The organism is Amycolatopsis halotolerans (genome assembly GCF_042647905.1).
GTDB lineage: Bacteria > Actinomycetota > Actinomycetes > Mycobacteriales > Pseudonocardiaceae > Amycolatopsis > Amycolatopsis halotolerans.
Window position 1 is genome coordinate 18,905 of sequence record NZ_JBHRWI010000007.1, and the last position, 24,539, is coordinate 43,443.

Here is a 24,539-nt window from a genome sequence, read left to right on the forward strand (position 1 = left end):
GCTTGGGTCAGGCGACTTCGGTGGACCGGCCGCGCGCGGCGCGGGCGCTCCACCGTCCGTCGTGCCGGTCCACGCGGATCGGGTGGCCGAACGCCCGGCTGATGCTCGCGGTGGTCACCGCCTGTTCGATCGGCCCGGACGACACCACCGAACCTTCCGCGATCAGCAGCGCGTGCGTCGTCGTCTCCGGCAGTTCCTCGAGATGGTGCGTGACCACGATGGAGGCGAGCCGGGGGTGGGTCCGGGTGAGCAGGTCGATCGTTTCGAGCAGCTGTTCGCGAGCCGCGACGTCCAGGCCGGTGGACGGTTCGTCGAGCAGCAGCAGCCGGGGGTCGCTGATCAGGGCGCGGGCGATCAGGGCGCGGCCGCGTTCGCCTTGGGACAGCGTCGGCCAGCGTTCGCCGGCCTTGCCGTCGAGGCCCAGCAATCCGATGAGTTCGTCGGCCTGCTCGATGTGCGACGCGGTGGGCTGCCAGCGCGGGGGAGTGTCGATGCTCCCGGTGATGCCGGTCAGCACGACCTCCCGGATGGCGAGCGGCGAACGCAGCGGATGCCGCGGGTCGACGTGCCCGATGCTGCGGCGCAACGCCTGCAGTTCGACGCGGCCGAGCCGTCCGCCGAGGACGTCGACGGTGCCGGTGGTCGGATGCGTGACGGCGCCGCAGAAACCGAGGATCGTGCTCTTGCCCGCGCCGTTCGGGCCGAGCAGCGCCCAGTGTTCGCCTGCCCGCACGGTCAGGTTCACGCCGTGCAGGATCTCCTTGCCCTGCCTGCGGAACACGACGTCGGTCAGCCGCAGCACGACCTCGCTCACGAAAGTGCCTCCTTCAAGGCGGTCAGGTGCGCCCGGCTCAGTTCCGCGGCGGCGGACGCGTCTTTGTCCGCGATCGCGTCGACGAGCGCCAGGTGGGCGGCTTGATCTTCTTCGGGCGCGGCGATCGGCCGCGCACGCAGCATGTCCGTCATCGCGCGGTGGACGCGCGGCACGAAACTGTCGAACAATTCGATCAGCACGTCGTTGTGCGCGGCGACGAGCACCGTGCGGTGGAACGCGGTGTCGGTGTCCACCAGGAACTCGACGTCCGGGTCGCCGAGCGCGCGAGCGGCGAGCGCGCGGCGGATCGCGCGCAGGTCGGTCGGTGTCCGCCGGAGTGCGGCGAGGGCGGCGGCTTCCGCTTCGATGGCGATGCGCGCCTCGATCACCGCCCCGATAGTGGCGCGGCGCAGCACCGCGTCCCAATCCTCGGCGACGTCCAGCGCGGTCACGAAAACGCCGGCGCCTTGCCGGGAATCGAGCACGCCTTTGCCCGCCAATTCGCGGATCGCCTCGCGCATCGTGGACCGGCCGACGCCCAGTTGCGCGGCCAGTGTCGTTTCCCCGGGCAATTTGTGACCCAGCGCCCATTCGCCGGCGCGAATGCGGGTCAGAAGTACTTCGGCGGCCTGCGCGGCGAGCGGGTGCCGGTGCACGAGAGGGGGCATCGGAGGGCTTTCTGATCGGGCGGGGCTACGGGAGCGAGACTACTGCGGGACATTCTTCCGGCGGGGTGTCGAGTGTGGAGCGTCACTAGTCTACTTGTCTGAGGAGTGCGGTATTTTATGACCCGTTCGGGTGGGTTACGGTGTTTCGACTGCCGCATTTCGCCCGCGCCGGGTAAGGATCGGCCGCATGCGTGCCAGGAAAATGGCCGTCGTCGGCGGAGCTCTCGCCGCGGCGGTGTGTGCGGTGGCGTTCGTGGCCGGTCCGGGCGCGAGCGCCGCTCAGCTGCCCGGGGGCTTGGGCCCGTGCGTCGGCGACGCCTGCCCGGGCAAGTACCCGCCGGTCAACAACGGGCCGTTCGCGGGACGCGACAACGGCATCAACGTCTTCGCCGGCGGCGACTTCCTCGTGCGCGAAGGCGCGGCCGAGGCCGAGGGCCGGGTCGTCGTGCTCGGCGGCTTCGACATGAACAAGCGCGCGGGCGGGTCCGCGATCTACAACGTCGGCATCGCGGGCGTCGGCTCGCGCGTGCCCCCGCCGGACGGCGGCGATTTCCTGACCACGGGCAAGAACGTCACGGTCGCGCCGAACCAGCGGCTGCTCGCGGACGACGGCGTCGTGCGGTACGGCGGCACTGTCACCGGGACCGTGACCGGCACGCTGAAGCAGGACCCGAACGCGGCGGACCCGTACAAGCAGCTTCGGCCGCAGCTGCAGGAGGCCAGCACCTGCTACGGCAAGTCCGCGGCGACCGGGACGGCGAAGAACGAGGGCTACCGGACGCTGTTCACCGGCGACGGGAAGTCCGCGCTGCAGGTGTTCAACGTCGACTTCGACCTCACCGGCCCCGGCGGCGGCATGCAGGGCCTCGAGTTCGCCGGCATCCCGGCGGGCGCGACGGTGCTGGTCAACCTCGTCGGCGGCAACCGGGTGATCAACACCTACACCGGCGACCTCGCCGACCAGGACCCGATCAACCACCTGCGCGAGAAGCTGCTGTGGAACTTCCCGGACGCGTCGAAGGTGAAGATCGCCGGGCAGGCGCAGTTCCAGGGCAGCGTGCTGGTCGGCAACCCGTCCAGCGACACGACGGTCACCGCGTCGGGCACCAACGGCCGGTTCTTCACCGCGGGCAACCTGCTGCACACGTCGGAAGGCGCGGCGGGCGGGCAGGAGTTCCACGCGTATCCGTTCAACGGCGACCTGCCGGACTGCGCCGGCCCGACGACGACGCCCACTACGCCGACCAGTACGACGTCCACGTCGACTACGTCCAGCACTACGACGTCCAGCACCACGACGTCGACGGAGCCGACCAGCACTACGACGTCGAGCACGTCGAGCACCGAGCCGACCAGCTCGACCACCACCAGCACGTCGAGCACGGAGCCGACGTCGAGCACCACGTCGACAACCTCCACGTCGTCGACCACGACTGAGCCGACGAGCACTACGTCGTCCAGCACGTCGTCGTCGAGTGCCACCTCGACCACGTCCAGCAGTTCGGCGACGTCCAGCTCCACCACGCCCGGCCCGTCCGGGACGTCGTCCTCGACCGCGCCGACGTCGTCCACTTCGTCCAGCGCGACGTCCTCGAGCTCGCAGCCGACGTCCTCGGCCAGCAGCACGAGCCCGACGACGTCCACTTCGTCCTCGGAGGCCCCGGCCCCGATCACGACCACCAGCGACAACTCCGGCGGCGTGGCCCCCGGAACCGGCCCGTCGGACCAGGGCCCGCTCGCGTCGACCGGCGCGGACATCCGCGGCTACCTGATCGGCGGCGGTGCATTGCTGCTCATCGGCGGCGCGCTGGTGGCGGCAGTGGCGGTTCGCCGCAAGCGCTCCTGACCAACGCCGTGAAGGGCTCCTTGAAGGAATCTGATTCCTTCAAAGAGCCCTTCACGGACAGTCCGGTCAGGCGGGCGCTCTTGGGCGACTCGTCGCCTGGCGGCGACATTGCCGTGATGGTTGCGTGGGGCACCCCGAAGCTTGATTGTGCTGACGGTCCGGGATTGCTTGTCAAGGCGGGAAAGATGCCTTGACAAGCAATCCCGGACCGCAGGGACGCTTCGTATCGGGGTGCGGGGGAGGGCTGGGCACCTCGACTGTTGGGTGCGCCGGTGCGGGGTGGTAGGTGAGGGGGCTGGGTGCGCTGATAGTGGGTGCGCCGGTGTCTGTCGAGGCGTGGTTCGTGAGGGTTCCCCTCACGAACTCAGAGTCCCGCAGGGTTCCCCTCACGGACTAGCGGGCAGCGGGCGTGCGGGAGGCGCGGTATTCGGCGGCCCGGGCCTCGTAGGCGCGGAGTTCTTCCTCCCGGTCCGGCACGTCGTGCTGGGCGCCAGCCGGTTGGTCGGCGAAGAAGCCCCGCAACGCCGCGTTCGCGTCGGCGGCTAGGTGTCCGGTACGGGCGAACATCGCGGTTTCGTAGCGGCTCAACGCGGCTTCGACGCTCGGCTCCTCGTGCAGCGCGTGCGCCAACTCCGCGCCGTCGAGCAGTGCCAGGTTCGCGCCGTGTCCGCCGAACGGGGCCATCGCGTGTGCGGCGTCCCCGAGCACGGTGATGCCCGGGACGCGTTCCCAGGTCAGGGGAGCGGGCAGTGCGGTGAACGCGCGCGCTACGTAGTCGCCGTCGTTGTCGGTCAGCAGCGGGCGCACTGTCGAGCCCCAGTCGCGGAACTCGCGCAGCAGGAACTCCCGCACCGAGGTGCAGTCAGCAAGGTCGACGCCTTCCCGTGCGGCCCAGTCTTCTTCGGCACGGAACGCCACGTAGCCGCGGATCACTCCGTTGCTGTTGCGCTGCACGATCACGGCCCGGCCAGCGCCGTCGGCGGTGAAGAGCTGGCCGTTGCCGACCAAGGCCGCGATACCGGGGTGCTGGGTTTCGACGTCGTCGAACCGGACGTCCAGAAAGGACACTCCGAGGTACTCCGGCATCGCGTCGGTGAGGCGTCGGCGCACCTTCGACCAGGTGCCGTCCGCGCCGATCACGACGTCGGCGTCCACTGTGGATCCGTTGGCGAAACTCAAGCGGTGGACGCCGTTTTCGGTTGTCAGGTCGGTGAGTTTGTGTCCCCAGTGGACGGTTCCGGGTGTGAGCTGTTCGTACAGCATGGTGCGCAACTGGCCGCGGTCGATTTCCGGGGCGGCGGTGTCGTCGTCGGCGGGCGTGAACTCCTTCAGCAGAGTGCCGTGGTGGTCGCGTCTGGTCATGGCTTGGCCTTCGACGCGGGCCAGTGCGTGGAAGGCGGGCAGCAGCCCGGCGTCTGCCAAAGCGATCTGCCCGCTGTCGGCGTGCAGGTCGAGCGTGCCGCCGGGATCTCGGGAATCCACGGCGGTGTCGGCGTCGTAGACGGTCGCGGCGAGGCCGTGCCCGTGCAGGACCTGGGCGGCGAGCAGTCCGCCCGGGCCGCCTCCGACGATGGCGATGCGCGGTGTCTCTTTCATGGTCGTCCCCTCTCGTGCCGGTGTGGTCTGCACCCAGCATAAGTGGAACCATATAAAAAGTGCAACCGTACAACTTAGTGAGTCATTGCACTTTACTGTGGACGCTTCGCCGCCAGTCCGGCGAGCACGATCCCGAGGGCGTATTCGAAGCTGTCCTCGACGGTGCTTCCGGCTGCCTGTCGTTCCCGCAGTCCCTGCGCCATCAGTGGAAACGGGATGCTCTCGATGGTCTCGTCCAGGTCGTCCGGCCAGGTCTGGTCCTCGACGGCACGGCCGAGGATGAAGTGCACGTACACCCCGGCGCACCGGGTCGCGTCGGCGAGCGGGAACCCGGCGCGGTGCAGCACGCCCACCGCGAGTTCGGCGAATTCGCCCAGCGAGCGGGCGGTCCGGAGGTCTGCGCCGAGCGCGATGCGAGCGCCGTCGCGATGGCCGAGTAGGGCGGCGTGCAGGGCGGTGCCCGCTTGCTCCAGCCAGTACAGCCACGGGGTGTCCAGTGGCGGGAGGCCGTCCAGGACTGGGGTGACGAGAGCGTCGGCGAGGTGGTCGAGCAGGGCCCGCTTGCTGCTGAAGTGCCAGTACAGCGCGGGTGCCTTGACGCCGAGTTCGGCGGCGAGGCGGCGCACGGTCAGCTTGTCGAGGCCGTCGGCGTCGACGAGGGCGAGTGCGGTCCGGACCGCGGCGGGGATCTCGATCGGCAAGGCGGTTGCCTCCTTAACTAGTTCAGGGCAGTCTAGTCTTTAACAAGTTAAGGAGAGTCATGGACGCAGATGTGCTGGTCGTCGGAGCCGGTCCGGTCGGCCTGTTCCTCGCTGCCGAACTCCGGCTCGGCGGCATCCGGCCACTGGTGGTGGAGCGGCTCGCGCGGTCCTCGACGGAACGGAAGGCGCGCGGCATCGGCGTGCTCGCGACAGAGGCGCTGACCCGGCGCGGTCTCGGCCCGCGGCTGGCCGCGGCGCACGAGGAGGGGATGCGCGATTTCGCCCGCGACCACGGCAGCTCGCTCGGCCACTTCGCGAACATCCACAAACTCCTCCCGGACGAAGACCGCCCGCGCACGCACATCTGGCAGCCGGAGCTGGAGCGGCTGCTAGCCGAATACGCGGTCGGTGTCCCGGTGCGCCGGGCGCATCGGGTGACGGCAATCGAGTCTGATGTAGACGGTGTGACGGCGGTTGTCGAGACACCGCAAGGAGAACAGCGGATCACTGCGGCTTACCTAGTGGGTTGTGACGGCGGCCGGGGGAAGGTCCGGAGTCTCGCCGGGTTCGGGTTTCCGGGCACGCCGCCGTTGTTGCGGACGCTCGCGGGCCAGGTCCGGTTCGAGGGACCGGTGCCGCCCGCCGGACGCTACCCCGACGGGTCGTTCCTGCACGGCGGAAGCATGGCTGGCGTCACTGAACTCGCCCGCGACGGCGAGCCCGACGGCCCGGTCGCTCCGGCGGAACTGGCGGCGGCGATCCGGCGGGTGACCGGCGAGGACGCCACCGTGACGGAGGTGCGCGATTCCCGCCGGTTCGCCGACCAAGCCCGCCAGGCCGACGACTACCGGCGCGGCCGAGTCCTGCTCGCGGGCGACGCCGCGCACGTCCACTCGCCGAGCGGCGGGCAAGGGCTCAACCTCGGCCTGCTGGACGCGGCGAACCTCGGCTGGAAGCTGGCCGCGGTCGTGCGCGGAGAAATGCCGGATACGTTGCTGGACAGCTACTTCTGCGAACGCGGCCCGGTCGGCGCGGCGGTGTTGCGCAATACGTGCGCGCAGTCGGCGTTGCTCGCGCCGGGACCGCATGTCGACGCGCTACGAGAGATCGTCGCGGAGCTGATGGATCTTCCGCAGGCGAACCGGTACTTCTCGGACCTGCTGTCCGGAGTCACGGAACGCTACGAATTCCCTTACCCCGCTGAGGAACCAGTCGGGCTGCACAGTCCAGAAAAGTCCCTTGTGGACGATGACGGCCGGGTCACGCGGCTGTCGGACCACACTCGCACGGGGCGAGGCGTGCTGGTCCTCGATCCGGAAAACCGAGACCTCGCTGCGCTGGCAAAAAAGCGGGCCGAGGTGGTGCCGGTGACGAACACCGGATCGTTCCTGCTGCGTCCGGACGGGGTCATCGCCTGGGCCGGGGGAGAAGCCGAGCTGAAGGTCGCGCTGGATGCCTGGTTCGGCTAGGCGTTCGCGCGGCTCCGCCACAGCAGCCAGCCGAAGTACGGCGCCCCGATCAGCGCGGTCACCAGGCCCGCCGCGATCTGGGTCGGTGCGAGAACCGTGCGTCCCAACGTGTCCGCGACGCACACCAGCACCGCTCCCAACGCGGCTGCCACTGGCAGCGAGCGCGAGTGGCGGGAACCCACCAAAGCGCGCGCGGCGTGCGGGGCGACGAGGCCCACGAAACCGAGCGCACCGACCGCACACGCAGCAGCTGCGGTGAGCACGGCGGCGAGTGCGGCGAACGCGAGGCGAGACCGGTCCAGCGGGACGCCGAGCACGCGCGGCACGTCCTCGTCGAGGGAGACCAGATCGAGCGTCCGCGCGCTGGACAGGGCGATCGGCAGGGCGATGAACAGGCACAACAGCACCGGCAACACCTGGCCGAACTCCCGGCCGTAGGTCGATCCGGCGAGCCAGGTGAGCGCGAGGTGTGCGTTCCACGGCGAGGTCAGCACCACGACGAGCGTCGTGATCGCCTGCGCGCCCGCGCTGACGCCGATGCCGACCAGCACCAGCCGGTCCGACGACAGCCCGCGGCCGGTCGAACCGCGACCGGTGGCGAGCCAGTGCACGAGGGCGAACGTCGCGAACGCGGCGACGGTCGCCGCGCCCATCATCGGCCAGATTCCGATGCCGGGCACCAAGAGCACGACGCTGATCGCGCCGACACTCGCGCCGGGCGTCACGCCGAGCAGGCTCGGTTCGGCCAGCGGGTTGCGGCAGATCGCCTGCACCAGCGACCCCGCGACGGCCAGCGCCGCCCCGCCGAGCAGCGCGGCGAGCATCCGCGGCCAGCGCAGGTCGAGGGCGAACGACACCTCGGTGCCGGACACCCCGCGCAGCCAGTTCAGGACGTCGCCGAGCAGTACGATCCGGTCGCCCAGCAGGAGCGCGGCGATCACCGCGCCGACGAGCGCGACCGCCAGCACGACGCCAGTCCCGGCTACCCAACGACGCGACCGGACGGTGCCGTGCGTGCCGCGTGCGGACGGTGTTCCGGAGGGTTGCCGTCGGGCCAGCCAGACCAGGACGGTGGCACCGGCGAGGGTCGTCACGACACCGGTTGGCACTGAAACCGCTTTGTCCGCCGGGACGATGGCGCGCAGCAGGACGTCGGCGGTCACGACGACCAGCGCCCCGGTCAGTCCGGTGAGCGGCAGCAACAGCGGATGTTTGCCGAGCCCGGGCACCCGGTTGGCCAGCAGCCGCGCGATGACCGGCGCGCACAGGCCGACGAACCCGATCGGCCCGGCGACGGTCACCGCCACCGCCGAAAGCAGCACCGCCACGACGACAGCCAACGTGCGCGTGCGGCGGACGTCGATGCCCAGCACGCGCGCGTGATCGTCGCCGAGGCTGAGGACGTCGAGCCGGTGCGCGAGCAGGAGCGTGGCCACGATGCCGATCGCGATCACCGGCGCGGCAAGGGAAACCTGCCGTAATCCGGATTGGACAGTCGTGCCGCTGCCCCAGCCGTACAAGCCCGCGGTCCGCTCCTGGAACAACATCAGCAGCACGGACGTGAGCGCGGTCAGCGCCAGCGCGATCGCGGACCCGGCGAGCACGAGCCGGGCCGCTCCGCCGCTGCTGCTGCGAGCGACGAGCAACACCAGCCCGGCCGCCGCGAGACCGCCGACGAAGGCGACGATTCCGTTGACGTAGAAGGGAAGCGAGATCCCGAACGCCGCGACGCCGACCACCGAGACGTACGCGCCGGCGTTGACCGCGAGCGTGTCCGGCGAGGTGAGCGGGTTCCGCGCCACCGATTGCAGCACGCAGCCCGCGAACCCGAGCGCCAGCCCCACGAGCAGCGCCGCGGCCAGCCGGGGGAGCCGGCTGGCCACGAGCACTGCCACCGCCTGGCTGCGCGCGTCGTCGTCCGTGCCGGGGAAAACGGCGCGCAGGAGTTCGCCGAGCCCGACGTGCGACGTGCCTTGCAGCAGGTGCACGGCGGACAGGACGAGCAGCGCGACAATTCCGCTGAGGAAGACGACGGACGCCGTGAGCCTCGGTTTCCGCGAGACGAGCGGCCGGGCGGGTGCGGGGGCTGGTGCGGTCATCGGATCAGCGCGTCAGAGCGCCGGTGAGCGCGTCCACGTAGGCGATCGCCGACTTCGGGCCGCCGAACATCCAGATGCCGTCCGGAATCCGGTGCAGCTTCCCGGCCTTGACGAACGGCAGCTGCTTCCACACCGCGTTGCCCGCGAGCTCCTGGGTGAAGACGTCGGACTCGGCGGCGTTGGCGGCGTAGACGAAGGACGTGGCTGGATCGGTGATCTTGGTCAGGCCCTCGACGTCGGTGGGGGCGAGGCCGTAGACCTTGTCGCCCTCGCCGGTCCACTGGTTCGCGACGCCGAGTTGGTCGGCGATGCTGCCGAGGAACGAGCCCTTCGTGTACATCCGGACGGTGACCGTGCCGGAGGTCGCGTAGCCGTCGGTCATGACGAACTTGGCCCCGGTCTTGCCCGCGTCGGCGAGCTTCTTCTTGCCCTCGGCGACCTTGGCGTCGAATTCGGCGAGCAGCGTGCGGCCCTGCTCCTGCGTTCCGGTCGCCTCGGACAGCGTGGTCACGGTCTTGCGCAGGTAGCCGATCGGGTCGGCCGAATCCGATCCGCGCAGCGTGAGCACCTTCGTCTGCTTCGACAGCTGTGCGATGACGTTCTCCGGCAGGTCCGTGGTGGTGACCACGAGATCCGGGTGCAGCGCCGCGACCGCGTCGAGGCTCGGCTCGCCGCGGGTGCCGACGTCCGGAGTGGACGCGGCGAGCGGCATCGCCTTGTCGTAGGTGTTGTAGCCCTTCACGTCCGCCGCGCCGATCGGCTTCACGCCCAGCGCCAGCAGGTTCTCGGTGAGGCCCCATTCCAGCGATACGATCTTGGCGGCGGGCGCGGGCAGGTCGAGCTTGCCGCGCTCGTCGGTCAGGTGGACCGGGCCGGACGGCTTCGCGGCGGCGGCCTGGTCCCCGGCGGCGGGGGCCTCGGTGGTGCCGCACGCGGCGAGCGCGAACGTGGCGAGCAGCGCCGCGGCGGTCTTCAGGAATGGCCTGCGGGCAGGTTTGGGCACACTGGACACGGGGTTTTCCTTTGAACTAGGGGATGGGTCAAGCTGAGCGGACCGGCCGCGGCCGGGAGGTGTGCCGTCCGACCGGGCGCGTGCGGACGTGCCCCTCGTCGTCGACGTGGACGTCGATGCGCAGGCCGTAGACATCGCTGAGCAGATCGGCGGTCAGCACGTCGGCCGGGCGGCCGGTCGCGCGGACGGAGCCGCGGCACAGCAGCACCACCTCGTCGGCGACGGCGGCGGCCTGGTCGAGGTCGTGCAGCACGACACCGACCGCGACGCCGTGCTCGTCGGCGAGGTCGCGGACGAGGTCCAGCGTTTCGATCTGGTAGCGCAGGTCGAGGAAGGTGGTCGGCTCGTCGAGCAGGACGACGCCGGTGTCCTGGGCGAAGCAGGTCGCCAGCCAGACGCGCTGGAGTTCGCCGCCGGACAGCTCGTCCACCGGGCGTTCGGCCATCCCTTCGACGCCGGTGTGCCGCATGGCCCGCTCGACCAGCTCCGGTCCCTCGGGATCGCCGGAGCCGAAGCGGCCGCGGTACGGGTGGCGGCCGTAGGACACGACGTCGCGCACGCGCACGCCGCCGGGCGTGGGGCGCGACTGGGTCAGCAGCGTGACGTGGCGGGCGAATTCCTTGGGGGACAGGGCGAGCGCGTCCTGTCCGGCCAGGGTGACGTCGCCCGCGGTCAGCGGGTGCAACCGGGCGAGCGAACGGAGCAGCGTCGACTTGCCGGAGCCGTTGGGCCCGACCAGGACGGTGACCGCGCCCGCGCGCAGGACGATCTCGGCGTCCTGGACCACCGGCTTGGCGCCGTAGCCGAGCGCGAGCCCGGTGCCGGCGAGCGCCGGTGCTTCCGGCCAGGGTTGACTCATGAAGGTTAGCCTAACCTGATCGAGTGAAATTCCGAAAGCGGACACCGCGGCGGTGTCGGACGTCACGGGCGTTTTGTACCGGGCGGGCCCGCCAGGATGTGAAACGCCTTTGCCGCGTGCCGTTGCCGCTCTAGCTTCTGATCGGGTCAGAGGTTTTCGGATTTCCGGGTGACGAGGGGAGCCGGTGCGTGGCCACGGGCGAACTCGCGACGACGACGCTGCCGGTCGGGGCAGGCTGGCTCGGGTCCCGCATCGGCGAGCGCACGGCGCGGGGCGTGGCCGGGACGGTGTCCGGCCTGATCCGCGACGGGGAGGTGCCGCCCGGGACGCGGCTGCCCACGGTGCGGGCGCTGGCGGCGGAGCTTTCGGTCAGTCCCACGACGATCGCCGAGGCGTGGTCGCAGCTGCGGGCGGCCGGGTTGATCGGCACGGGCCGGCGGCGCGGAACGATAGTGCTGGAACCGCCGTCGAGCCCGCCGCCGGAGCGCGCGTTTTCCGGCTGGCAGACGGTCGATCTGGAACACGGCCTGCCGGATCCGGGACTGCTGCCGCCGCTGGAGGACGCTGTCGCGGCGGGTGTCCACACGGAACGGTTCGGCGGTCCGGTCAAGAACTCGATCACGCCGCAATTGCGGGCCGCGGTGAAGCCGACGTGGCCGTTCGCCGCCGAATCGTGGACGGTCGCGGCCGGCGGGCAGGACGGGATGCTGCTGGCCTGCCAGGCGGTCGCGCGGCCGGGCGACGTGATCGCCCTCGAAGCGCCGACCGCGCCGTGGCTGCGCGAATTGCTGCGCCGGTCGCGGATTCACGTGGTGCCGGTGCGCTGCGACGACAACGGGCCGCTGCCGTCCTCGCTGGCGGCGGCGCTGGAACACCGGCCGGTCGCGTTTGTCTACCAGCCGCGCGCGCAGTCGCCGCTCGGGCATTCGGTTCCGGCGGACCGGCTCGCGGAACTCGCCGCCGTACTGTCCGAAGAGGACCTCACGGTGATCGAGGACGACGATTTCGGGCCGTTGGCTTCGGCTCCGTCGTTGAGCCTCGGCACGCACTTGCCTGGCCGGGTGTTGCTGGTGCGGTCGTATTGCACCGCGTTCGGGCTTGAATTGCGGAGTTGCGTGATCGGCGGTTCGGCGGTGCTGGTGGAGCGAGTGCGGCAGCAGCGTGGTCCGGGGTCGGTGTGGTCGAGCCGGATTCTTCAGGACGCGCAGGCGTTTTTGCTGACTGACCCCGGCAGTGCGGAACTGCTGAACCGGGCGCGGCATCGCTACGCGCAGCGGCGGACGGCATTGACGGAAGCGTTGCGGGAGCACGGGATTTCGGTGCGGGCCCGGGACGGTTTGACGTTGTGGGTGCCGGTTCCGGAGGAATCGCGGACGTTGATGACCTTGGCGGCCAACGGGGTTTCCGCCGGGTCGGGTACTCGCGCGGGCAATCCGGGGACGCCGCACATCCGGATAGCGACGGGGCAGTTGCCGGACGATCCGGCGTTGGTGGCGGATCTGGCCCGGATGATCGCCCGGGCCGCACGGCGGGCTTGATGTCTGTTTTGGACAATGCCGCGTGGGCCTCGCTTACTGGCCCGCATGCCGGTTTCGCGGAGCGGGTCGGACAGGCCGTGCGGTATCCGGTCGATGTTTCGGTGTTTCTGGCGGTGCCCGACGAGCCTTCCGACGGCGTGTGGGACGACGTCGCCGCGCTCGCCGGGCCGGGTGCCGTGGTGCCGGTTCTCCCGCAGGCGGGGCCGCCTCCGCCGGACTGGGAGCTGCTGGACAAGATGGCCGGGGTCCAGTTGGTGGACGCCGGGGTCGATGCCGTACCCGATCCGGAGGCTGTCCGGCTGACTCTGGCTGACGTGCCGGAGATGCTGGATCTGGTCGCCCGTACGAAGCCTGGTCCGTTCTTGCCGCGCACTGTTCTGCTGGGGACGTACCTCGGCATCCGGTACAACGGCGCGCTCGTCGCGATGGCGGGGGAGCGGCTGCACCCGCCGGGGTGGACGGAGATCAGCGCGGTGTGCACGGACCCGGCTTACCGCGACCGCGGTCTCGCCGGGCGGTTGGTGCGCGCGGTGGCCGCGGGGATCCGCGAGCGGGGCGAGACGCCGTTCATGCACGCGGTGGCGACGAATGCGAACGCGATCCGGCGGTACGAGGGGATGGGGTTTCGGTTGCGCCGCACCAATGCGTTCGGCCGGGTGCGCATTCCGGAGGACTGGCGGGCGGCGGCTTGAATCAGCTCCCGGTTCGGTAGTGCTCTCCTTGCTGGGGCAGGGCAAGACAGAACGGGTGCCCGGCGGGGTCGGTGTAGACGCGGAACAGGGGCGCGCTGTCCACTAGCCGCGCTCCCAGCGCCAGGACCCGGTGTTCGGCCTCGTCGAGATCGGCCACCTCGACATCGAGGTGCATCTGCTGCGGATCGCGCGGGTCCGGCCAGACTGGCGGGCGGTAATCGGAGACCTGCTGGAAGCCGATGCGCGGTTCGCCGCCGGACGCCGCGCCGATCGACACCCAGGCTTCCTCGTCTTCGACCCGGTGCATGCCCAGCAAAGCCTCGTAGAACGCGGCCAGTTTCCGCGGTTCCGGGCAATCGACGACCAGGGCGAGCCAGTGTCCGATCATCTGCCCAGTCTGGCAGGCCTCCGGTGGGCCGGAGACCTGCCAGGCGGTCAGGAATCGCTCAACAGCAGGCCCGGCGGGTTCACGTCGGCCTTCTTCACCGCTTCGTTCTCCAGCCCGTACGCGGCAAGCCATTTCGCGTACTGGCCGTGCTGAATCAGATAATCGATCGCCGCGGCGACCGGCTTCACGAGACCGTTGTCCTTCTTGGTCGTAGCCGCGATCAGCCCCTGCAGTGTGGCCCCGGCACCGGAGTACTTGCCCGCGCTGCGGGTCGGGTTCGGGGTCTTCGCGGTCTGCGCCGCGTGGTAGGCGATGCCCGGGTTCGGCGCGAAGTACGCGTCGATCCGCCCGGACGCCAGCGCCAGGTACGTGCTGTTCTTGTCCGCGAAATTGCGCACGTCGAGTTTCTTGCCCTCAGCGGTGAGCTTTCGCTGCCATTCCTTGAGGATTTTCTCCTGGTTGGTCCCGCTGTCGACAGCGACGGTCTTTCCTGCCAGAACCTCGTAATTGCCGTCGAAGTTCCACGTGTTCGCGCGGTTCGTCTCGAAGCCGAGGTTGTCCTCGCGGTAGGCGGCGAAGTCGAAGCCTTGTTGTTTCCGCTGTTCGGTCACCGTGATGTTCGAGAACCCGGCGTCGAACTGGCCGCTTTGCAGGCGTACGAACAGGTTCTGCCAGGAAGCGTTCTGGACGTCCGGCTCCAGCCCGAGCACCGCGGCGACGAGACGGCCGAGGTCGGGTTCGGCTCCGGTGAGGGTGCGCTGGTCGGTGCCGACATAGGCCAGCGGCGGGAAGCCCGACGGCAGCGCGCCGATGCCGATCGTCAGCTTGCCCTTGTCGAGAAACTTCTTCGGCAGTTGCGCGCGGATCTCGGCGACGACGGGCACGGTCAGCGAAACCGGGTGCGCGTCCGCGGTGTTCGCGGCGACGGAAACGGTCTGCGAACCGTTCGCGCTGGTCGACGCCTGGGTGCTGCCGCCGCACGCGCCGGCGAGCAGCGCGACCGCGGCGAGGACGGGCAGGATCGTGCGGGTTTTCATGCGTTCTCCGGGATTTCGAGGCGGGCGACCTTCCCGAGGAAGGCTCGGGTCCGGTCGTGGCGGGGACGGTCGAGGACGGCTGACGGCGGCCCTTCTTCGATGACACGGCCTTCGTCGAGGAATACGACGTGGTCGGCGATCTCGCGGGCGAAGCCGATTTCGTGTGTCACCACGATCATCGTGGTGCCGGACCGGGCCAGTTCGCGGATCACGGCCAGCACTTCGCCGACCAGTTCCGGGTCGAGCGCGGACGTAGGTTCGTCGAGCAGGATCAGCCGCGGTTCGAGCGCGAGCGCTCTCGCGATGGCGACCCGTTGCTGCTGCCCGCCGGACAGTTGCCGCGGGTACGCCCTTTCCTTGTCTTCGAGACCCACGCGGACGAGCAATTCTTTCGCCCGCGTTTCCGCCTCGGCGCGGGCTAGTCGTTGCGTGACGATCGGCGCTTCCACGATGTTGTCGAGGATGGTGAGATGCGGGAAGAGGTTGAAATTCTGGAACACAAAACCGATCCGCGACCGTTGCCGCAGAATCGCGCGCTCGCTCAGTTCCTTGAACCGGTCGCCGTGCACGCGGACGCCGACGAGTTCGTCGTCGATGCTGACGTAGCCGCTGTCAAGGCGTTCCAGATGGTTGATCGTCCGCAACAAAGTCGATTTCCCGGACCCGGACGGCCCCAGCACCACGGTCACTTGCCCGCCGGGCGCGGTGAAGTCGATTCCGTCGAGCACCCGGGTCCCGTCGTACGTCTTGACCGCGCTGCGAACGCGGACTTCGGCGCTCATCGAGCCACCCCCAGCGAGCGCAACCGGGCGCGGAACCGCTGGAACGGCGTCGGCGGAACGGTGCGCAGTGCGCCGCGGGAAAAGAAGCGCTCGACGTAATACTGGATCACCGACAGGACGCTGGTGAGAATGATGTACCAGACCGTGCCGACGAGCAGCAGCGGAATGATCTGCCCGCTGTTGGTGCTGGCCTGGGTTTCGACCACGCCGAACAGTTCCAGCAGCGACGTGATGTAGACGACCGAAGTGCCTTTGAGCAGGCCGATCAGCTGGTTCGCGTAGGCGGGCACGATCGCGCGGGTGGCCTGCGGCAGGATGATTCGCCGGTATTGCCGGGATCGCGGAAGTCCGAGCGCGGCCGCCGCTTCGAGCTGTCCTTGATCCACTGAAAGCACGCCAGCACGAACGATTTCCGCGGCGTAGGCGGCTTCGTTCAAGCTCAACCCGAGCACTGCGACGACAAAGAAACTCAACACGTCGGTGGCGCTGAAGCTGAAGAACGACGGCCCGAACGGGATTCCGAGGCTGAGCGTGCTGTACAGCGCGGTCACGTTGGCGAGGAACAGCAGCAGCACGATCAGCGGAATCGAGCGGAAGATCCACACATACGCCCACGAAACCGCTTGGAGCAGCGGGTTTTTCGACAGCCGCAGCAACGCGAGGACGATCCCGCCGACGAGCCCGAACACCGCGGCGAGGCCGGTCAATTCGAGGGTGAGCAGCAGTCCGTCGAGGATTACCGGACGGAAGAACCAATAGCCGAAGACGTCCCACTGGAACACCGGATTGGTGATCAGCGCGTGCGCCAATTGGGCTAGCAACACGAGTACGACCGCGGCGGCGACCCAGCGCCCAGGACGGCGCAACGGGGCGACTTTCTTCGCGGCAAGCTCGCGCAACCGCGCTTCACCGGGCGGTTCGGGACCTGCGGACGGCACCGGCACGGCGCGCAGCGTCGGAGGAGAACTCACAGTGGCTCCTGGGGATCGCGGAGAGGGCGATCGCCACTGTGACCCGCGGGGTTCCCGGCTGTCGAGTGTCCTCTTGGGACTCCCACATGGTGAGCGCGGTGATACGGAAGGAGGTTTTGTACCGGCTTTGTTACTGACTGTCTACTGTGGACTAGCGGAGCAGGTGCCGGTCCAGGGACGGGTTCCGGAACTTCCCGGCCGGGTCCAGTTCGGCGGCCAGCTTCCGGAACTGCCGCACCCCGTGGTGGTCCAGATCCAAAGCCGCGCCGTGGAACAGCTTCCCCCAATGGGCCCGAACACCGAACGGAGCGAGCTTCTCCTCGATCAACGGCAGCACCGCCTCGACCTCCGGCTGACGCTGCTGCCAGGTGAAATGCACCGCCACCCGGTCGCCGCCATACGCCGGGCTCAGCCAGAGCTCGTCACCGGCGACGGTGCGGATCTCCGACACCACCAGCAGCGGCGCGATGAGGTCGCCGATGCCGCGCAACGCCTCGAACGCGGCGGCCGCGTGCGCGCGCGGCACGAAGTACTCGCTCTGCAATTCCGCCCCGACGCTCGGCGCGAATTCCAGCCGGAAATGCGGCAGCCGGTCGTACCACGGTCCGGGAACGCCGCCTTGCACTGTGGTGTTTTCCGCCGAAATGCCCGCTGCGTGGGCGGGGTGGCGCGGGCCGTCGGCGGGAAGCGCGCCGAACAGGGAATCGGGGATCTCGGCCGGGACGCGGTTCTTCACCAGGACTTGGTCGACGACGTCGCGCGCCCAGTTCGTGAACAGGCTGACGCTGTAGCCCGCGGCCTGGATCTCGTCGAAGTGCTCCAGCGCGGCGGACCACGGGAGTGCGTCGAAAACGTCTTGGCGCACCGAGAAAGTCGGCTCTAGATCGAGGGTGAGCCGGGTGAGGACGCCGAGCGCGCCGACGTTCACCACGACACCGGGGAACTCGGCGTCGGCGCGGGAGAAGGTGCGCAGAGAGCCGTCGGCGATGAGGAGTTCGACGGCGGACACCGCTGAGGCCAGGCCGGGCAGTCGCTGTCCGGAGCCGTGGGTGCCGGTCGCGACGCTGCCCGCGATGGTGATGTGGGGGAGTGACGCCAGGTTGGCCAGCGCGTACCCGGCCTCGTGCACCTGCGCGACGACGTCGCCGTAGCGGGTCGCGCCGCCGATGGTGAGCGTCTCGGCGGTGATTTCCGGCGTGATGGGGACGGCGGAGAGATCGAGTTGGATGCCGTCCGGGCTGTCGGCGACCGTGTTGAAGCTGTGCCGGCTGCCGAGCGCCTTGACCCGGGTTGCGCTCGCGACGAGTTCCCGCGCCTCGGAAAGGGTGCGCGGGGCGAGGATCTCGCGGGCGCGATAGGTGAGATTGCCAGCCCAGTTTTCGATCACGAACGCCGAGCCTAACCGGCCCCGGCGCGGCAGACTGGGGACAGGCTGAGACGAGGAGACCCGACATGCATTCCGCTGGACTCGTGCTGCACCCGCGCCGCGACTCGAAAGCCGCGGTCGACGCGGTGCTGGGCTGGGCCGCCGTCCGCGGGATCGAGATCCTCGGCATCGTGGACGAGATCGCGCGGGTCGACTGTTCCGCGACCGGAGTCCAGTCCGCTGAACTGGGCAAACGGTCGGATCTGGTGGTCAGCCTCGGCGGCGACGGCACCATGCTGCGCGCGATGCGGCTCGCCGACGGGCAGCACGCGCCGGTGCTCGGAGTCAACCTCGGGAAGCTCGGTTTCCTCGCCGAGGTCGACGTCCCGGACCTGCCGCTCGCGCTGTCCGCGATCGACCGGGAGGAGTTCACCGTCGAGCCCCGGATAGCGGTTGACGCGCGGTTCGGCGGCCGGATCGAGACCGCGTTCAACGACGTCGCGGTGGTGCGCGTGCCCGGCGACGGGAGTGCCGTGGTCGCGGTGCTGGTGAACGGCGAACAGTTCGTGAGCTACGCGGCCGACGCGGTCGTGGTCGCGACGCCGACCGGGTCCACCGCATACAGCTTCTCCGCCGGCGGGCCGATCACGAGCCCGGCGGTGGAAGCGCTGCTGGTCACGCCCGCCGCGCCGCATTCGGCGTACAGCCGCGGCGTCGTGCTGTCGGTGCACGACACCGTGACGCTGGAGGTGCTGCCGTCGAGCGGGCGGCTCGCGGTGGAGGTCGACGGCCAGGTGGCGGGGTATGTCGGGCCCGGCGAAACGATCGACCTGCACGCCCGGCCGAACGCGGCCCGCGTCGTCCGGCTCGGCATGACGACCTTCTACCAGCGCGCCCGGCGCAAGCTGCGGCTCTCTGATTCGGCGGAGATTCCGCTGTCCTGAGCAGGTCGTGCGGTCGGCTAGTAATCGCGTCCTGACCTGCAGTAATACTGGGTGAACTGTGCCCACTGTCACTTGTCGGTGACATTGCCGTGTCCTATTCGTAATGTCGGGGCGGCTTTGCGGATCCGAACGAGGAGATGGTGGTGCGAGGTGTCCGGTAGACATCGGGACGGATCGAAGTCGTGGCGGCTGCCGACCGCGGCGGGCGTGCTGGCCGTCGGCGCGCTGGCGGTGCCGGTGTGGCTGACCGCCGGTGCGGTCGAACCGCAACAATTCCCGGCCGCCGCCGCGGAAATGCACGCGTTCAGCGCGCCACGGGCGTCGAGCACCGCTCCGTCCACCACTTCGACGCCGCCCACGACGTCTTCCAGCGCCGCCCCGACGACGTCTTCCTCTTCGCCGACCAGCAAAACGACCTCGCGCACTCCGGAAGCCCCGGCGGCGAAAGCGTGTTCGTCCACTTTGGCCGGTACTCAGCCCGCGGTGGCGCAGGTCGGCAATTATCTCAAAGAGAAGTTCTCGGTGAATACGGTCGGCGGCCGGGCCGGACGGTCGGGAGCGAGCGACCATCCGGCCGGTCTCGCGCTGGACTTCATGGTCGACACGAAGACCGGAAACGCTTTGGCCGCTTATGTTCTCGAGCACCAGAGCGAGTTCGGCGCGAAGTACGTGATCTGGCAGCAGCGCTACAACGACGGCGGCGGCTGGTCGGCGATGGAGGACCGCGGCGGCGAGACCGCGAACCACTTCGACCACGTCCACGTTTCGTTCGAGCGCGGCGCGAAGGTTTCGGTCACCTGCTGACACCCGACTTTCGGAGGTGGGCCGGAATCACCGCGGAGAGCACACTGTGCGCGGCCGATTGGTCACCGTCCGCACGGGGTGGCCATCCTTCGCTGCGTGAGGAGCTCCGATGGCGGGCAAGTTCTCGATCCGGCTCACTCTCAGCGTCGTCGGGGTGCTGGTCGCACTCGGCGGCACCACGACCGCCGCAGCCGCCGCCGCGCCGGACGATCCGGTTTCGTGGCGCGTACCCGCTACTCCCGCTGAGGCGGCTTCTTTGGCGCACGCCGGGTTCGACGTCGCGGGGACCAGCCCGGGCGTGGCCTACGTAATCGGGAACCAGGCGGTCGCCGGGCAGTTGCGGGACCGGGGTTATGCGCCGGAATTCTTCGACACTGTCTACAAAGGAGTAACGACGCGCGCCGCGGGCGACACGTTCTACGGCGGCTATCGCACGGTCCCGGCGCAAGAAGCGCACCTCGCGAAAGTCGCGGCGGCGCACCCGGAGCTGGCGACCGAGTACACGCTCGGCCAGTCGTGGCTGAAGACCCAGGGCAACGGCGGCCACGACATCAACGCGATCTGCCTGACCAAGAAACAGGACGGCGACTGCACGCTGTCCACGAAATCACCGAAGCCGAAATTCGTGCTGATGGCGCAGATCCACGCCAGGGAGATCTCGACCGGCGAGGTCGCCTGGCGCTGGATCGACTACCTCGCCGACGGGTACGGCAGCGACGCCACCGCGACGTCCATTTTGGACACCACCGAGGTGTGGGTGGTGCCGATCTCGAACCCGGACGGCGTCGACATCGTCGCCTCCGGCGGGAATTCGCCGAAGCTGCAGCGCAAGAACGCGGATACCGCCAACGGCAATTGCGGCGGGACGAACAACGGCATCGACCTGAACCGCAACTCGACCTTCCGCTGGGGCGCGGACTCGAACTCGCCGTGCGCGGAGACCTACCAGGGACCCGAGGCCGGGTCGGAACCCGAGGTCCAGGCGCTGGAGAAGCTGTTCCGCTCGATCTACCCCGAACAGCGCGGCAGCGGCGACAACGACCCGGCCCCGGACACCGCTCGCGGCACGATGATCACGTTGCACAGCTACGGGAACGACATCATCGTCCCGTGGGGCTTCACTTCCGACCCCGCGCCGAACGACGCCGCACTGCGCAAGCTCGGCGCGAAGTTCAGCGATTCGAACGGGTACCTGGTGGGGACCAACACGGAAACCGTGGGCTACTCGACCAGCGGCACGACGGACGACTTCACCTACGGCGCGCTGGGGGTCGAGAGCTTCACGTTCGAGATGGGCGGGCAGAGCGGCAGTTGCGGCGGGTTCTTGCCGCGGTATTCGTGCGTGGACAGCACCTTCTGGCCGAAGAACAAGGGCGCGCTGATCACGGCGGCCCAGTCGGCGGCGGCTCCGTATCAGCAGTGAGGTGCGGCTGAGCGCGGTGCACTCAGGCAGGTGACGCCTGGGTGCACCGTAGCGTGTGTGGAGTGGATTACCTGCAGTGGCGCGACGACATGCGCCAAGCGATCGACGGCTATATGCCCCGTATTCAGGCCATCTTCGCCCGACTCGGCCAGCTTGAGCCGGACACGGTGTCGGACGAGGTCGATTCCGTCGCGCTGACGAAAGCCGAAGAGGCCGATCCGCCGCTGCCGTGGGCGCTGCTTGAGCTGTACACGTCCATCAGGGAAGCGAGCTTCGCGCACCTGCACAACGCTTACTTCATTCACTCCCTCGACTTGGTGCTGGACGGTCTGCACCGTTCCGGCATTCCCGTCTGGGCGCCCGAAGTCACTGATGAGCGGCTCGCCGTCTTCGCCTCGAACGGCGGCGGGCGCATGTTCGCGGTCGGATACCGCAGTGGGACCGTGTACAGGCTGCCGGTCGGTGCTGTCGTGGACAAGGTCTACGACGGCTCGATCGACTCCATCGGGCCGGGCGAGATCGCGAAGGACATCCCGGAGTTCCTGGACCGGCTTCTGCGCATCGCGCAAGCCTTCCGCGAAGAAGACGACGAGGACGACGACGAGGAGCGCTTCATCATGTGAGAAGTCGTCACCTTCAGTTAACTCGTCGGGCGATCTATCTCACCCCGCCGCTCAGGTAAACGTCACCATCCTGAGGCTGTCATATGTACGTACATCCCGTACAGTAGTTCTGTAGCAGAACTAATCGTGCGGGAGGCGGCAGTGACGATCGGCCTGGAGCGGGCTCGGCCGGCGGTCGTGCGGGATCATCCGCAGGCGGGGTGGTTCGCCGTCGGCGCGGTGTGTTTCGGGGCGTTCATGGGGCAGCTCGACGCCAGCATCGTCACGCTCACCTTTCCCGCGCTGCAGCACGAGTACGGGGCTCCGCTGGCCGCCGTCCAGTGGGTGTCGCTGGCGTATCTGCTCGCGCTCGTGGGATTGCTGGCGGCGGTCGGGCGGGTGGCCGACGCGGTCGGGCGGAAGCTCACGTACGTGCAGGGGTTCGGTGTGTTCACCATCGCGTCCGTCGCGTGCGGGCTCGCGCCGACGCTCGGCTGGCTGATTGCGTTCCGGGTCGTCCAGGCGATCGGGGCGGCGATGTTGCAGGCCAACAGTGTCGCGCTGGTGGTGCGGAGCGTCCGCGAGGACCGCGCGCGCGCCGCGCTCGGGGTGCAGGCGGCGGCGCAGGCGTTGGGGCTCGCGCTGGGACCCGCGGTCGGCGGGCTGTTGGTCGACACCGTCGGCTGGCGGTGGGTCTTCCTGGTCAACGCGCCGGTCGGGCTGGCCGGGCTGATCGCTGGGCGCTACCTCCTGCCGCGCACTCGCGAGCGCACGCCGCTGGGCCGCTTCGACGGGGCGGGGGTCGGGCTGCTGGCGACCGCGTCGACGGCGTTGCTGCTGGTGATTTCCGGGGTGTCCGGGCTGGCGATGCCGGGGTGGCTGCTCGTCGCGCTGGTCGGGGCGGCCGTCTTCGCCGCGATCGGGTTCGTGCTGCGCGAAAAGGCGGCGAGCAGCCCGGTGTTGCAGCTGTCGGTGTTGCGGCCGCCGGTGGTGTCGCTGGGGCTGGCCGGTGCGTTGTGCGGATACCTCGTGTTGTTCGGGCCGCTGACGTTGCTGCCGCAGGTGCTCGGCACGGCGGGCGGGACCGGTGCGGTGCTGACGTGTCTTCCCGCCGGGTTCGCGGTCGCGGCGGTGCTCGCCGACCGGGTGCTGCCGAAGCGGCTCGGGTCCCGCGGACGCACCGTGCTGGGCGCGCTCGTCGCGGCGGCGGGATGCGCGGCGCTGGGACCGGCGTCCGCTCCTTGGGAGGTGGGCGTGTCGCTGGTGGTGGCCGGGCTCGGTCTGGGAGTGTTCATTCCAGCCAACAACTCGGCTGTCATGAGCGCGATCCCGGCGCGGATGTCGGCCACCGGAGGAGGACTGGTGAACATGGCGCGCGGACTGGGGACGGCGCTGGGCGTGGCGCTCGTGACACTGTGCCTGCACACCGGCGGGGAAACGGCCGCGCTGGCGGTGCTCGCCGGGGCCGGCGTCCTGGCCGCGGCGACCGGGCTGGCGGCACGCCCGGAGCGGGCCCGGTGACCGCGCCGGAACCTGCGCTCGCCGACGTCGTCGCCCGGCTCCGGCGGGCCATGCGGCGGGCCGCGCGCACCGCGGATCCGGACAACACGTTGTCGGTGGCGCAGTTGGAGTTGCTGTCGTGCCTCTTCGAGAATCCCGGCGCGCGGCCGAGCCGGATCGCGCAGTTGCTGAAGCTCGCGCCGAATTCGGTGACCACGATGGTCACGGGGTTGCGTTCGCGGGACCTCGTGACCCGCACCAGCGGCGGTGACGACCGGCGGACGGTGGCGCTCGAACTCACCGACACCGGCCGGGCCGCGGTCGAGCGGTGGCAGGGGCACAACGCGGCGATCTTGGCCGCGGCTCTGGACGGGGTGCATCCGGCGTGGCGGCACCTGATCGCGGCGGCGGTGCCCGCGTTGAACGAACTGGTGGGGGCGATCGACGCGTTGGCGGAGTCGGATCCGGCGCGTCCGTGAGGGGAACCTTCACGGACTCAGAGTCCCTCAGGGTTCCCCTCACGGACCTGAGAGGACGCGGCTAAAGCGCGGGCGGCCCAGCCTCGACCCGCCGCAGCACGGGCTCCAGCTTGTCCTCCTCCGCGCTCCCGAACGGCAGGCTCTCCTCCCACCACGTAACACCGGCCTCGGCGAACGGTTCGACGACACTTCGCGCCTGGGCCGGGTCGGCAGGGCTCGTTCCGCCGAACACCACGTCGAACGGTGCGTCGGTGTCCCGCTCGCTCCGGATGTAGGCGATCATGTCGCGCACCTCGGACACCTCCGGCAAACCCTTGGCACCAGCGGACTCGAAGATCGGCACCACGCCGTCCCAGCGAGCCGCGCGGCGCATCGGGCGGCGGTTGGGCCACCGGCCCGCCACCCAGACCGGCGGGCGCGGGCGCTGCACCGGCGGCGGGAGGAGCGTCACGTCGCGGGCGGTGAAGTGCTTGCCGGAGAACGTCACCGGTTCGCCGGTCCAGAAGCGGGTGATCAGGTCGACGCCCTCGTCCAGCTTCTCGGCGACCGCCTTCGGGTCGGCTGATTCGCCGAAGTCGCCGAACTCCGCCTCCAGCGGCGCGCCCAGCCCGACGCCGAACACGACCCGGCCGCCGGAGAGGTTGTCCAAAGTGGACACCACGCGGGCGAGCTGCTGCGGGCGGCGGCGCGCGACGGGCGTGACCATCGGGCCGAGCCGGATCCGGCTGGTGGCCAGTGCGGCGGCGGCGAGCAGGATCCACGGGTCGCCGAACAGGCGGCCGGGACGTTTGTCCAGCACCACGTGGTCCCAGACGAACAGGCCGTCCCAGCCTGCCTCTTCGGCTGTCGAAGCGACCTTGGCGACCGCGCGCGGGTCAGCGAAGTCGCCGAAGTTCGGGATGCAGACCGAGAAACGCATGCCGCCAACCCTGCCCAGCCCCGGCGAACG

At 69.7% G+C, this 24,539-nt stretch carries 23 protein-coding genes; 10 read left to right on the top strand and 13 right to left on the bottom strand.

The window, feature by feature from the left end; all coding sequences use genetic code 11:
- Positions 1-7: 7 nt before the first annotated feature.
- Both ACFORO_RS06455 and ACFORO_RS06460 read right to left on the bottom strand, forming a co-directional pair.
- Entirely contained in the window at positions 8-814 is an 807-nt protein-coding gene (locus ACFORO_RS06455; RefSeq protein WP_377870433.1) for an ABC transporter ATP-binding protein, read from the bottom strand.
- Positions 811-1,482 (bottom strand): FadR/GntR family transcriptional regulator, encoded by a 672-nt coding sequence (locus tag ACFORO_RS06460; RefSeq protein WP_377870434.1) that lies wholly within the window; start codon positions 1,480-1,482, stop codon positions 811-813. The genes ACFORO_RS06455 and ACFORO_RS06460 overlap by 4 nt, the downstream gene beginning before the upstream one ends.
- Positions 1,483-1,669: 187 nt before the next feature.
- Between ACFORO_RS06460 and ACFORO_RS06465 the strand changes: the two genes are divergently transcribed.
- Entirely contained in the window at positions 1,670-3,328 is a 1,659-nt protein-coding gene (locus ACFORO_RS06465) for a choice-of-anchor A family protein (RefSeq protein ID WP_377870435.1), read from the top strand.
- 393 nt (positions 3,329-3,721) lie between these two features.
- On the opposite strand, the gene ACFORO_RS06470 is transcribed toward ACFORO_RS06465, so the two are convergent.
- Positions 3,722-4,924, bottom strand: a complete 1,203-nt coding sequence (locus ACFORO_RS06470) for an FAD-dependent oxidoreductase (RefSeq protein ID WP_377870436.1) — start codon at positions 4,922-4,924, stop codon at positions 3,722-3,724.
- Positions 4,925-5,016: 92 nt separating this feature from the next.
- Complete coding sequence (locus ACFORO_RS06475) at positions 5,017-5,625, bottom strand: TetR/AcrR family transcriptional regulator C-terminal domain-containing protein (RefSeq protein WP_377870437.1); 609 nt, start codon at positions 5,623-5,625, stop codon at positions 5,017-5,019.
- 59 nt (positions 5,626-5,684) lie between these two features.
- Here ACFORO_RS06475 and ACFORO_RS06480 point away from each other — a divergent pair, with 59 nt between their 5' ends.
- Positions 5,685-7,094, top strand: a complete 1,410-nt coding sequence (locus ACFORO_RS06480) for an FAD-dependent monooxygenase (protein ID WP_377870438.1) — start codon at positions 5,685-5,687, stop codon at positions 7,092-7,094.
- On the opposite strand, the gene ACFORO_RS06485 is transcribed toward ACFORO_RS06480, so the two are convergent.
- Genes ACFORO_RS06485 through ACFORO_RS06495 form a run of 3 tightly spaced genes read right to left on the bottom strand, consistent with a single transcriptional unit; the run spans position 7,091 to position 11,064 of the window.
- Positions 7,091-9,193 carry an iron ABC transporter permease gene (locus ACFORO_RS06485; RefSeq protein WP_377870439.1) on the bottom strand — a complete coding sequence of 701 codons (2,103 nt, stop codon included), beginning with the start codon at positions 9,191-9,193 and terminating at the stop codon, positions 7,091-7,093. The two genes, ACFORO_RS06480 and ACFORO_RS06485, sit on opposite strands and share 4 nt — an antisense overlap.
- A gap of 4 nt (positions 9,194-9,197) precedes the next feature.
- The gene (locus tag ACFORO_RS06490; protein ID WP_377870440.1) at positions 9,198-10,205 is read right to left on the bottom strand and encodes an ABC transporter substrate-binding protein; all 1,008 of its coding nucleotides are present in this window, start codon (positions 10,203-10,205) and stop codon (positions 9,198-9,200) included.
- Positions 10,206-10,233: 28 nt separating this feature from the next.
- Positions 10,234-11,064: an ABC transporter ATP-binding protein gene (locus ACFORO_RS06495; RefSeq protein WP_377870441.1), complete on the bottom strand. Its 831-nt coding sequence runs from the start codon at positions 11,062-11,064 to the stop codon at positions 10,234-10,236.
- 188 nt (positions 11,065-11,252) lie between these two features.
- Here ACFORO_RS06495 and ACFORO_RS06500 point away from each other — a divergent pair, with 188 nt between their 5' ends.
- Entirely contained in the window at positions 11,253-12,602 is a 1,350-nt protein-coding gene (locus ACFORO_RS06500; RefSeq protein ID WP_377870442.1) for an aminotransferase class I/II-fold pyridoxal phosphate-dependent enzyme, read from the top strand.
- Positions 12,599-13,294, top strand: a complete 696-nt coding sequence (locus ACFORO_RS06505) for a GNAT family N-acetyltransferase (RefSeq protein ID WP_446681599.1) — start codon at positions 12,599-12,601, stop codon at positions 13,292-13,294. The genes ACFORO_RS06500 and ACFORO_RS06505 overlap by 4 nt, the downstream gene beginning before the upstream one ends.
- A gap of 1 nt (position 13,295) precedes the next feature.
- Here ACFORO_RS06505 and ACFORO_RS06510 read toward each other — a convergent pair whose 3' ends face one another.
- From ACFORO_RS06510 to ACFORO_RS06530, 5 genes are all read right to left on the bottom strand, one after another.
- A complete protein-coding gene (locus ACFORO_RS06510; protein WP_377870444.1) occupies positions 13,296-13,682 on the bottom strand; it encodes a VOC family protein in 387 nt (128 codons plus the stop codon).
- 47 nt (positions 13,683-13,729) lie between these two features.
- Positions 13,730-14,719: a transporter substrate-binding domain-containing protein gene (locus tag ACFORO_RS06515; RefSeq protein ID WP_377870445.1), complete on the bottom strand. Its 990-nt coding sequence runs from the start codon at positions 14,717-14,719 to the stop codon at positions 13,730-13,732.
- Positions 14,716-15,501, bottom strand: a complete 786-nt coding sequence (locus ACFORO_RS06520) for an amino acid ABC transporter ATP-binding protein (protein WP_377870446.1) — start codon at positions 15,499-15,501, stop codon at positions 14,716-14,718. Before ACFORO_RS06520 ends, ACFORO_RS06515 begins: the two co-directional genes overlap by 4 nt.
- Positions 15,498-16,472 (bottom strand): amino acid ABC transporter permease, encoded by a 975-nt coding sequence (locus ACFORO_RS06525; protein ID WP_377870447.1) that lies wholly within the window; start codon positions 16,470-16,472, stop codon positions 15,498-15,500. Before ACFORO_RS06525 ends, ACFORO_RS06520 begins: the two co-directional genes overlap by 4 nt.
- A gap of 151 nt (positions 16,473-16,623) precedes the next feature.
- Entirely contained in the window at positions 16,624-17,859 is a 1,236-nt protein-coding gene (locus ACFORO_RS06530) for an FAD-binding protein (protein WP_377870448.1), read from the bottom strand.
- A 65-nt stretch (positions 17,860-17,924) separates the two neighbouring features.
- On the opposite strand from ACFORO_RS06530, the gene ACFORO_RS06535 reads away from it, so the two are divergent.
- The 6 genes from ACFORO_RS06535 to ACFORO_RS06560 all read left to right on the top strand — a co-directional run bounded on the left by ACFORO_RS06535 (position 17,925) and on the right by ACFORO_RS06560 (position 23,590).
- Positions 17,925-18,782: an NAD(+)/NADH kinase gene (locus ACFORO_RS06535; protein ID WP_377870449.1), complete on the top strand. Its 858-nt coding sequence runs from the start codon at positions 17,925-17,927 to the stop codon at positions 18,780-18,782.
- A gap of 150 nt (positions 18,783-18,932) precedes the next feature.
- Positions 18,933-19,586 carry a hypothetical protein gene (locus ACFORO_RS06540; RefSeq protein WP_377870450.1) on the top strand — a complete coding sequence of 218 codons (654 nt, stop codon included), beginning with the start codon at positions 18,933-18,935 and terminating at the stop codon, positions 19,584-19,586.
- 109 nt (positions 19,587-19,695) lie between these two features.
- The gene (locus tag ACFORO_RS06545) at positions 19,696-21,009 is read left to right on the top strand and encodes a M14 family zinc carboxypeptidase (RefSeq protein ID WP_377870451.1); all 1,314 of its coding nucleotides are present in this window, start codon (positions 19,696-19,698) and stop codon (positions 21,007-21,009) included.
- A 62-nt stretch (positions 21,010-21,071) separates the two neighbouring features.
- Positions 21,072-21,632: a hypothetical protein gene (locus ACFORO_RS06550; RefSeq protein WP_377870452.1), complete on the top strand. Its 561-nt coding sequence runs from the start codon at positions 21,072-21,074 to the stop codon at positions 21,630-21,632.
- A gap of 141 nt (positions 21,633-21,773) precedes the next feature.
- Positions 21,774-23,132 (top strand): MFS transporter, encoded by a 1,359-nt coding sequence (locus ACFORO_RS06555; RefSeq protein WP_377870453.1) that lies wholly within the window; start codon positions 21,774-21,776, stop codon positions 23,130-23,132.
- On the top strand, positions 23,129-23,590 hold the full coding sequence (locus ACFORO_RS06560; RefSeq protein ID WP_344279323.1) for a MarR family winged helix-turn-helix transcriptional regulator: 462 nt from the start codon (positions 23,129-23,131) through the stop codon (positions 23,588-23,590). Before ACFORO_RS06555 ends, ACFORO_RS06560 begins: the two co-directional genes overlap by 4 nt.
- Positions 23,591-23,651: 61 nt before the next feature.
- Here the strand turns inward: ACFORO_RS06560 and ACFORO_RS06565 are convergent, their stop codons facing one another.
- The gene (locus ACFORO_RS06565) at positions 23,652-24,509 is read right to left on the bottom strand and encodes an LLM class flavin-dependent oxidoreductase (protein WP_377870454.1); all 858 of its coding nucleotides are present in this window, start codon (positions 24,507-24,509) and stop codon (positions 23,652-23,654) included.
- Positions 24,510-24,539: the final 30 nt, after the last annotated feature.